Below are 9356 nucleotides of genomic sequence, written 5' to 3' on the forward strand. Positions count from 1 at the left end.
TATTTTTCAATTTAGTATTATCTCTTAATTAATATCTCCTCCAACCGGAAGACCACTTGGCACTGCATCAACTACCTCTTTATCAAAATCAGTTTCATTTAACGTATTTAAAAAAGAAATGATTGGTGCCATATCCATAACCTTAATTCGTATTTTTTTAACTAAAGAATCTAATTGATCATCTTCAATATTTGGATTTTGAGACCTTCCTGAAGCTATATCTTCATAAAACTCTAAAACTTTTTGTAAATTTTTCATCTTACCATTATGCATATAAGGTGCAGTAAATTGTAAATTTCGTAAGCTTGGAGTTCTAAAGGAAAATTGTTGACCAAAACCACTATCTATTATTTTTAATTTATTGTTTTCCTGCAAACTCAACACATGCATTTTATAATCAGAAAACATAGGTCCTTTATGACAATTCGCGCAACCTACTTTTTTAAACAATTTAAAACCTTCTTTTTCTGAAAGAGAAATTGCATTTTCGTCTCCTGCTACATATTGATCAAAACGAGAATTATTCGTTACCAAAGTCCTTTCAAAAACCGCTATCGCTTTGGATAAATTAATGCTATTGATTGCATCTTTCTCTCCAAACGCTTCCTCAAATAATGTTTGATATTCGGGAATTGCTTTCAGTCTGGCGATAACCACATCCAGGATATCCTTTTCAGCATACTTACGCCCTCTCATTTCTTCGAGTGCTTTGATCGGCTCTAATGCTTGTTTTTCTAAACTTTCTACTCGCGAATCCCAAAACATTGGTGCTTTCTCAGGGTCATATTCATTATTTGTATCAATACCATTATATGCTGTATTTAAAATGGTATGAGCATTTCTTTTTACAAAAGGAATATCATTTGGCGTATTAAACACCCGAGTACTTCCAAAACCTTTTCCATTTACTCCAATAGAAATATCCCGAAACTCAGCATAACCATTCTTAGGATGATGACAAGTAGCACAAGCTACATCTTTATTTCCTGACAATATCGGATCAAAAAAAAGTAATTTTCCTAAGGCAGCTTTTTCAGGAGAACTAGGATTATCTTTGGGTGATTTTACAGTTTTAGGGAGCGCTGTATATTGTACTAGCACATCCTCTTTAGCTATTGTTTTGTAATCAGTTTTTTCTGAATTAAAACAACCTGCAATAACAAAAAGTACCAAAATCAATAAAAACAATACGTTCTTGTTTTGCCAAATAACCGTATCTCCAATTATAATCTTCATTATCCTTTTTCTGTTAATCGCAATATATCTCCAAAAACACCTCTTGCTGTAACTGCTGCTCCTGCTCCTGCTCCTTGAATTACTATCGGTTGATCCCCATAAGATTCTGTATAAATCTCAAATATAGAGTCGGAACCTTTTACCTGTCCTAACGCGCTACTTTGAGGAACGGAAACCAATTTTACATCAAGATTTCCTTTCTCTTTGGATAAATCTCCCCAAAGATCACCAATATACCTCAATACATGATTAGGTTTTTGCTCTTCTTTAACTTTTTGATATACCAAGTTCAGGTTATCTAATTTCTCCAAAAATTCCTGAGCTTCTCCTTGTCTAAGTCCTTCAGGAATCAAATTATGAATATTCACATCCTCAAATTCATTACTTAAATCAAGCTCTCTTGCCAAAATCAATAATTTCCTACCAACATCATTTCCACAAAGATCTTCACGAGGATCTGGTTCTGTGAATCCTTTATCTATAGCTTCTTGTAAGACTTCACTAAATAATCGATTTTCATTAGAATATGTATTAAACAAGTAACTTAATGACCCAGAAAAAACTCCTTTAATTCTTGTGATATTCTCTCCTGACAAATGCAATAACTTAATCGTATCAATAAGCGGTAATCCTGCTCCTACATTAGTTTCATACAAATACTGTTTTTGATTATCCTCTAGTTTCTTTCGTAATTCTTTATAAAAATCAAAACTTAATGTATTTGCTACTTTATTAGAAGATACCAGATCAAAACCATGTTCTACCAGATGCATATAATTTGCTGTGAATGCTTCACTAGCTGTATTATCAATAGCGATTAAATTCTCTAGATGATGTTCATCTGCATATCGAACTATATCTTCTATGGTATAAGAAATTCCTTTTTCATCAATACTGTTTTTCCAATGTTCATTAATACCATTTTTATCTAAAAGTACTTTTTTAGAGTTTGCAACTGCAAAAATATTAAGGTTTATTTTCTTTCGTTTTTCGATCTGCTCAGAGGATTTCAGGATTTGTTCTATTAAGGTACCTCCTACCAATCCGTGACCAAATATTGCAAGGTTAATTTTTTTAGCGATTTCAAAAATCTCTCCATGAATCACATTCAATGCACGATGTAATTGTTCTTTTTTCACTACCAGACTTATGGTAGCACCAGTAACCGTATTATTAAAAAGCAAAGGGATTACCTGGTTTTTAATTAATGCATTATACGGTTTATGAAATGTACTTAAATCCTGACCAATAATTGAAATCACAGATACATTTTCTTCTATTGAAATACCACTTACATCTCGTTTGTGAAAATCAGATTCGAATTCTTGTTCTAATACTGTTTTAGCTTCTTTTGCTTTATTAGCTTCTACAACAAATCCTATTCCTCGTTCTGAAGAACCTTGAGAAATAATACTAACACTAATATTTTTATGTGCTAATGCTCTAAAAATTCTTGCATCTACACCAACTTTACCCAAAAGTCCTCTCCCTTCGAGATTAATCAAAGCTACATGTTCTAAGACCGACAGGGATTTAATTCCTTTTTCGTTTGATGTAGCTGTTATTAAGGTACCTTTATTTTTATAGTCAAAAGTATTTAATACCCTAAGGGGAATATTCTTTTCTATTAGCGGAATTATCGTTTTTGCATGAAGAATATTAGCTCCAAAATATGCTAATTCATTAGCTTCTGCAAATGATAATTTTTCTATTTTCCTTGCATCTGGTACTAAATCAGGATTTGCTGTATAAATTCCATTAACATGAGTAAAATTTTGTAATTCCTCAGCCTCTAGATAATTTGCCAGTAACGAGGCAGTATAATTACTTCCGTTTCTACCTAAAGTAGTAGTTTCATTGTTAGCATTAGACGCTATAAAACCAGTAACCACGTTTACTGTAGATCCATTATGTTTATTAAAATGGCTAATTACATTTTTCTTGGATAATTTATCCAGAGGTTGAGCATCTCCAAACTGAGCATCTGTAATTATAAGTGATCTACTATCTGTAAAATTGGCTTTAATATTTTTTTCCTGAAGAAGTTGTGTTACTAATTTGGCAGAAATCACCTCACCTTGAGACAATACCTGATCTTTTATTCTTTTACTATAATCTCCTAAAAGAGATACCCCTTCAAAAAGCTTATCTAGTGTTTCGAATTCCTGAGTAAAATCTATACTCTTAAAACCATCTAATTGATACTTTTTAAATGCATCCAATTGCTCTTGATAAGGTTTACTTTTTGATGCTTTTTCAAGAATTCCTTCTAGTTCATCAGTAGTATTGCCTCTGGCAGAAAGCACAACTGTTATTTTCTCATCTTTCTTAACCTTGTCTTCAATTATTTCAATTACCGTACGAATTCCTTTTCCGTTAGCTAATGACTTTCCTCCAAATTTTAAGATCTTCATTTCTTTATATTTAAAAAATATCTTTTAACAATTTGCTCAATTGTTCAAACTCTATTAAAAAAGCATCATGACCGTGTGCAGAATTAATAATTGCGTGTGTAACATTATGCTTAACTTCTTGTAACTCCTTAAATGTAATTTTATCTTCTGCTGCAGTAAAAAAGATATCAGAATCCACGCTAATAATATGAATATTGGATTGTATAGATTTGGCTACTTCTTTAAAACTCCCTCTTTTTTCTGTGATATCAATATTACCCAGAATATGATTTAATTCTTTATATGCAGAAAGTGTAAACCTTCTATCCAATCGTTCACCATGATATAAAAGCCAACTTTCTACATTATACACACCTCTTTCTTCATTAAAAGTTCTATCAAATTTTTGTTTAAATGACTCTGGAGACCTATAGATAAGCATTGCATGTAATCTTGCGTCATGAACCGGATTATTAGAATTTAATAAAATCTGTTCTTGTACCAAACAATTTGCTTTTAGCCAATCTGTAGATTTCCAATCTGTCGCAACAGGAATAAGGTGTTTTATTAATTCAGGTTGCAAAGCAGCCAATTCCCATGCTATTCCACCTCCTACAGAACCACCAATCACAGCATATAATTCATCTATTTTCAATAATTTTAAACCCTCAGAAAAGATAGCAGCAATATCTCTTGCATTAAAAGTCTTATAGTCTTCAATTAAATTCTCCTTAATTCCGTCATAACCATTCCCAGGAATATTAAACGATAAAACTGTATACCTATTAGTATCAATACATTTACCTTCCCCTATCAAACCACTCCACCATCCACCTGAGCCACACACCATAGAATTACCGGTAAGTGCGTGGTTCACCAATACAATTGGAGCCTGAAACAAAGGTTTTCCAAATACTTGGTACGTCAAAGGTATATGATCTATACACTTAGCTTTTACTGTAGTAAAATTAAAAATGTCAAGTTTTTGAAGCATAGGAAAAGTATATATAACTCTTTAATTTTTATTTGACAGTTTCGGTTATTTTGGCAAAAGCTACCTCTAAATCTCCTTTTAAGTCTTCAATATCCTCTAATCCAACAGATAACCTTATCAAATCCTGGGTTACTCCCGTTGATTCTTGTTGTACAGCATCCAATTGTTGATGTGTAGTACTTGCAGGATGAATTATCAAGGATTTTGTATCCCCAATATTAGCCAATAAAGAAAAAATCTTTGTCTCGTTAGCTACAGTTTTGGCTGAATCAAACCCTCCTTTTACCCCAAAGGTTATTATACCACTCTGCCCTTTAGGTAAATATTCCTGAGCTAATTTATAGTACGAATCTCCTTCAAGTCCGGGATATTTTATCCACGTCACTTCATCTTGTTTTTGTAGCCATTTCGCCAAAGCCAATGCATTCTCGCTATGTTTTTTGATTCTAATTTCTAAGGTTTCCAAACCTTGTAAAATCTGAAATGCATTGAATGGACTAAGTGCAGCACCATGATCTCTTAACCCTTCTATTCTCGCTTTGGCTATAAACGCTGCAGCTCCTAATGCTTCATGATATACTAATCCATGGTATCCTGGGGAAGGTTCTGTAAATTCAGGAAATTTACCACTAGACCAATCAAAAGTTCCTGCATCTATTATTACACCTCCGAGAGAAGTTCCATTCCCGCTTATATATTTGGTAAGAGAATGAATCACAATATTAGCACCATACTCAATAGGGTTTAGCAATGCTGGAGTAGCAACAGTATTATCCACAATCAAAGGAACTTTATAAGCTTTGGCTTCTGATGAAATAGCTTTTAGGTCAAGTACATCCAATTTTGGATTACCTAAAGATTCTACAAAAAAAGCACGAGTATTCTCCTGTACGGCATTTTTGAAATTTTCAGGATTTGACGGATCTACAAATGTAGTAGTAATTCCAAACCTTGGTAAGGTAACTCCTAAAAGATTATAGGTTCCTCCATACAAACTACTGGAAGCAACAATATGATCGCCTGCTTTAAGTAAAGTGAGTAATGCAGTATTAATTGCTGCCGTACCTGATGCAGTTACTACTGCAGCAATACCTCCTTCTAATGCAGCAAGACGTTGCTCTAAAACATCATTTGTAGGATTGTTTAATCGGGTATAGATGTACCCCGATTCTGATAAGTTAAATACGTTTGCCGCATGATCAGCATCTCTAAAAACATATGAGGTGGTTTGATAAATAGGTACTGCTCTGGTTCCTCCGTTAGCAGATACATCATGTCCAGCATGTAAAGCTTCTGTTGCAAATTTTTGTGCACTCATAATTTTCTATTTTAAATTTTAATAACAAAATAAAATCCAAATACATCAAACATCTATGATTATGTTTGGTTATAGAAAATTAAAAAGAAAGGAAAACGTCAATTGCAAGAAAGCAATTGTATCGAGTTATCTTTTTCGCCGAAGCGAATAGAATTTAGCACCTTCTTTAAATAAATTTAAAGGGTTGCTAAGGTTTCACAGGGTCTATTCCCTCCACCTTTCTTAATAACTTACTAATATGTATAAGAAACTTCGCAACAAAGCTAGTAATTATTTTTAAACTGTATCATTTTTTATTGGAAAATTATTTTGTTCAATAAAAAACGCTTTAAAAAGCTTTTTGATTAGCAAAAAATTAATAACGTGTTAAATGCTTTCAAGTATTATCATTTTTTTTACCTTTGCCGAAATATTTTTCAGGGAAAGATTTGACTGATTGCAACCCAAAACACTGTTCTAAATGTTAACAGTATTAAAAATGCTAAAGCAGTTCGATTTATAAATAATTTATCGAAAGCTTCACATCTCAGTCTCGTCTAATCATTCTCGATAAAACAACAACGAATGGCATATTTATTTACTTCAGAGAGTGTATCTGAAGGACATCCGGATAAAGTAGCAGATCAGATCAGTGATGCATTATTAGATAACTTTTTGGCTTTTGACGCAGATTCTAAAGTAGCTTGTGAAACACTAGTTACAACAGGTCAAGTAGTTCTTGCTGGAGAAGTAAAATCCAAAACATACCTTGATGTGCAACACATTGCAAGAGATGTAATTAACACTATTGGATATACCAAAGGAGCATATCAATTTAGTGGAGATTCTTGTGGAGTAATTTCTTTAATTCATGAACAATCTCAGGATATTAATCAAGGTGTAGATCGTGAAACTAAAGAAGAGCAAGGAGCTGGTGACCAGGGAATGATGTTCGGATACGCTACTAAAGAAACTTCTAACTACATGCCTTTGGCTCTTGATATTTCTCATAAAATATTAATAGAATTGGCAAAATTAAGACGAGAAGGTAATGAAATTCCTTATTTACGTCCAGATTCTAAGAGTCAGGTAACTATAGAATATAGTGATGACAACATACCTCAGCGTATTGTTGCGATTGTTGTGTCCACACAACATGATGATTTTGATACTGATGATGATAGAATGCTTTCTAAAATAAAGAATGATATTGTTTCAATCTTAATACCGAGAGTAATTGCTCAGTTACCAGAATACGTTCAGCAATTATTTAATGATCAAATCACATATCATATTAATCCAACCGGAAAATTCGTTATCGGTGGACCTCATGGAGATACTGGTCTTACAGGAAGAAAAATCATCGTAGACACCTATGGTGGAAAAGGAGCACATGGTGGAGGTGCTTTTTCTGGTAAAGACCCTAGTAAAGTAGACAGATCTGCCGCTTATGCGTCGAGACATATTGCAAAAAATCTTGTTGCCGCTGGAGTAGCTAGTGAAGCATTGGTGCAAGTATCCTATGCTATTGGTGTAGTTGAACCTACTTCAATTTTTGTAGATACTTATGGAACCAGTTCATTAGGTTTAACCGATGGTGAAATTGCAGAAAAAGTAAGTGCAATATTTGATATGCGTCCTGCTGCAATAGAAAAGCGTCTTAAATTACGTAACCCTATTTATCAGGAAACTGCAGCTTATGGACATATGGGTAAGGAACCACAAATTATCACTAAAGTTTTTGAAAGCCCTTATTCTGGTAAAATTGAAAAAGAAGTAGAGTTATTTACTTGGGAGAAATTAGACTATGTAGAAACGGTACAAGAAGCCTTTGGGATATAATTTCATCTGGGTTTTATAGTACTTTATCGAAAAATAGGCTAAACCCTTAAAAAATGAGGTTTTACCGTATACTAAAATCGAGTATAATCGTTACTTTTATCCTGTTTATATTAAGACACACAACATATCTTTTTTAAGGGAAAATAATTTTGATATGTTTTTTTGAGAATTTCAGTGTATCAGTATTAATCAATACATTAAAATTTAGGGAAATGAAATTAAAATTCACATTAAATATCGCTTTCTTATTGGTCTGCGGTATGTCTTTTGGTCAGGACTTTAAAAATGACTTTTCTTCTGTAAAAACTATTGACACTCAAATCCAAGAGGAACAATATAGTACAGATCAAATTGCCATGTCGGATCGGTTAGTTGTAAAAACTCCTATAAAGAAGAAAGATAAACGTTTTTATAGCAAAAAGGAATGGAGAAAAATCAAAAAACAACTAAGTAGAAATAAAAAAAGAGTTTCTAATACCAAAAATAGTATCTATACATCCAGAACTATTGATACTATATATTTAAATATTCCTGTAAATAATAATAATGAATCTCGCCTATCAGGGTGGTAACTAGAATATTTTAAAACAGGAAGTTAGGTTATATCTATCTTTAATTTTATCAATTAACTTTAGTTATTTTTTCAAAAACTGACGTTTTTTAATATTTTTTAAAATAAAAAAGCACAAAATCTATAGAAAAAGAGCTCTTTTTCTATAGATTTTGTGCTTTTAACTAATTTATCAAAATCCCTCAGACAAGCCTGTATTATTGACTTCTCAGTTTTTTATCCTTTTTTCGTCTAAAAAAAATAAAAAAAATTCTACTCCATTATATCGAAAAAAAACTCTTGTAATAACAACAGCTCTCAGCCTTTACAGGGGGAAAAATCCCCATATAGCACTGTGGTTTTTCCGTAATACAAAACCAAATAGTATCACTATATTAGCAACTGGATATCAGCCACTTAATAATTTATCTTAATTATAAAACTGGTCATATCCATACCATTATAAATCGCCCCTACTATACCTAGAATCAAAATTATTAATGCGCAAAAACCAAAAAAAAAATGAAAATTAGAATGAGAATTATTACTACTACTGTATTGCTATGTATATCATTTTTATTAACTGGACAACAAACAAGTTACCAACCTATCAAATCCAATTCTCAACAAGAATCTATTACAAAAGTAAACAGACCTTCAGAAATATCAACACCTAATGATAAGAATAATGATGAAGACAAAAAAATAAGTTTAAACAGAGAAAGAGAATGGAAAAAAATTAAAAGACAGATCAAAAGAAATAAGAAAAGAGCTTCTCATAACAAAAACAGTGTTTATACCTCAAGAATAATAGACACTATATATATAGATATTCCATCTAACAATAGAAAAACCCGTTTATCAGGCTTATAAAATTTAATAACTGAGTCGTCCTAAAATAGGTTGACAATTTTACAATATTTAATTTAGTCCTGTGAAGCTAGCTTCACAGGATTTTTTGTTATGTATAAAATTAGGTGTTTTTAAATTAAGACTCCAATGTGGTCTTTTATTATTATAAGTTTCTATGGATTGTTCTATTAA

The 9356-nt window shown here is 32.2% G+C and carries 7 protein-coding genes and 1 riboswitch; of the genes, 3 read left to right on the forward strand and 4 right to left on the reverse strand.

Annotated elements, in window-relative coordinates; genetic code table 11:
* Positions 1-24 precede the first annotated feature (24 nt).
* Genes DK442_RS26075 through DK442_RS26090 form a run of 4 tightly spaced genes read right to left on the reverse strand, consistent with a single transcriptional unit; the run spans position 25 to position 5941 of the window.
* Positions 25-1236: a cytochrome-c peroxidase gene (locus tag DK442_RS26075; protein WP_109438852.1), complete on the reverse strand. Its 1212-nt coding sequence runs from the start codon at positions 1234-1236 to the stop codon at positions 25-27.
* Positions 1236-3650, reverse strand: a complete 2415-nt coding sequence (gene thrA / locus DK442_RS26080) for a bifunctional aspartate kinase/homoserine dehydrogenase I (protein ID WP_109438853.1) — start codon at positions 3648-3650, stop codon at positions 1236-1238. The genes DK442_RS26075 and thrA overlap by 1 nt, the downstream gene beginning before the upstream one ends.
* A gap of 10 nt (positions 3651-3660) precedes the next feature.
* Positions 3661-4623: an alpha/beta fold hydrolase gene (locus tag DK442_RS26085; RefSeq protein WP_109438854.1), complete on the reverse strand. Its 963-nt coding sequence runs from the start codon at positions 4621-4623 to the stop codon at positions 3661-3663.
* 28 nt (positions 4624-4651) lie between these two features.
* Positions 4652-5941, reverse strand: coding sequence for an O-acetylhomoserine aminocarboxypropyltransferase/cysteine synthase family protein (locus DK442_RS26090; RefSeq protein WP_109438855.1), 1290 nt, complete (start codon positions 5939-5941; stop codon positions 4652-4654).
* A 123-nt stretch (positions 5942-6064) separates the two neighbouring features.
* A riboswitch (SAM riboswitch) is annotated at positions 6065-6173 on the reverse strand.
* Positions 6174-6505: 332 nt separating this feature from the next.
* Here DK442_RS26090 and metK point away from each other — a divergent pair.
* The 3 genes from metK to DK442_RS26105 all read left to right on the forward strand — a co-directional run bounded on the left by metK (position 6506) and on the right by DK442_RS26105 (position 9185).
* Complete coding sequence (gene metK, locus DK442_RS26095; protein ID WP_109438856.1) at positions 6506-7762, forward strand: methionine adenosyltransferase; 1257 nt, start codon at positions 6506-6508, stop codon at positions 7760-7762.
* A 212-nt stretch (positions 7763-7974) separates the two neighbouring features.
* A complete protein-coding gene (locus DK442_RS26100; protein WP_143915868.1) occupies positions 7975-8334 on the forward strand; it encodes a hypothetical protein in 360 nt (119 codons plus the stop codon).
* 500 nt (positions 8335-8834) lie between these two features.
* Entirely contained in the window at positions 8835-9185 is a 351-nt protein-coding gene (locus DK442_RS26105) for a hypothetical protein (protein WP_109438858.1), read from the forward strand.
* The last annotated feature ends 171 nt before the right edge of the window (positions 9186-9356 follow it).

The organism is Aquimarina sp. AU119, from assembly GCF_900312735.1.
GTDB lineage: Bacteria > Bacteroidota > Bacteroidia > Flavobacteriales > Flavobacteriaceae > Aquimarina > Aquimarina algiphila.

What these genes read in the sequence shown, in the direction of transcription:
- DK442_RS26075 (WP_109438852.1), bottom strand. Translation starts at nt 1,236, where the DNA reads ATGAAGATTATAATTGGAGATACGGTTATTTGGCAAAACAAGAACGTA.
- thrA (WP_109438853.1), bottom strand. Translation starts at nt 3,650, where the DNA reads ATGAAGATCTTAAAATTTGGAGGAAAGTCATTAGCTAACGGAAAAGGA.
- DK442_RS26085 (WP_109438854.1), bottom strand. Translation starts at nt 4,623, where the DNA reads ATGCTTCAAAAACTTGACATTTTTAATTTTACTACAGTAAAAGCTAAG.
- DK442_RS26090 (WP_109438855.1), bottom strand. Translation starts at nt 5,941, where the DNA reads ATGAGTGCACAAAAATTTGCAACAGAAGCTTTACATGCTGGACATGAT.
- metK (WP_109438856.1), top strand. Translation starts at nt 6,506, where the DNA reads ATGGCATATTTATTTACTTCAGAGAGTGTATCTGAAGGACATCCGGAT.
- DK442_RS26100 (WP_143915868.1), top strand. Translation starts at nt 7,975, where the DNA reads ATGAAATTAAAATTCACATTAAATATCGCTTTCTTATTGGTCTGCGGT.
- DK442_RS26105 (WP_109438858.1), top strand. Translation starts at nt 8,835, where the DNA reads ATGAAAATTAGAATGAGAATTATTACTACTACTGTATTGCTATGTATA.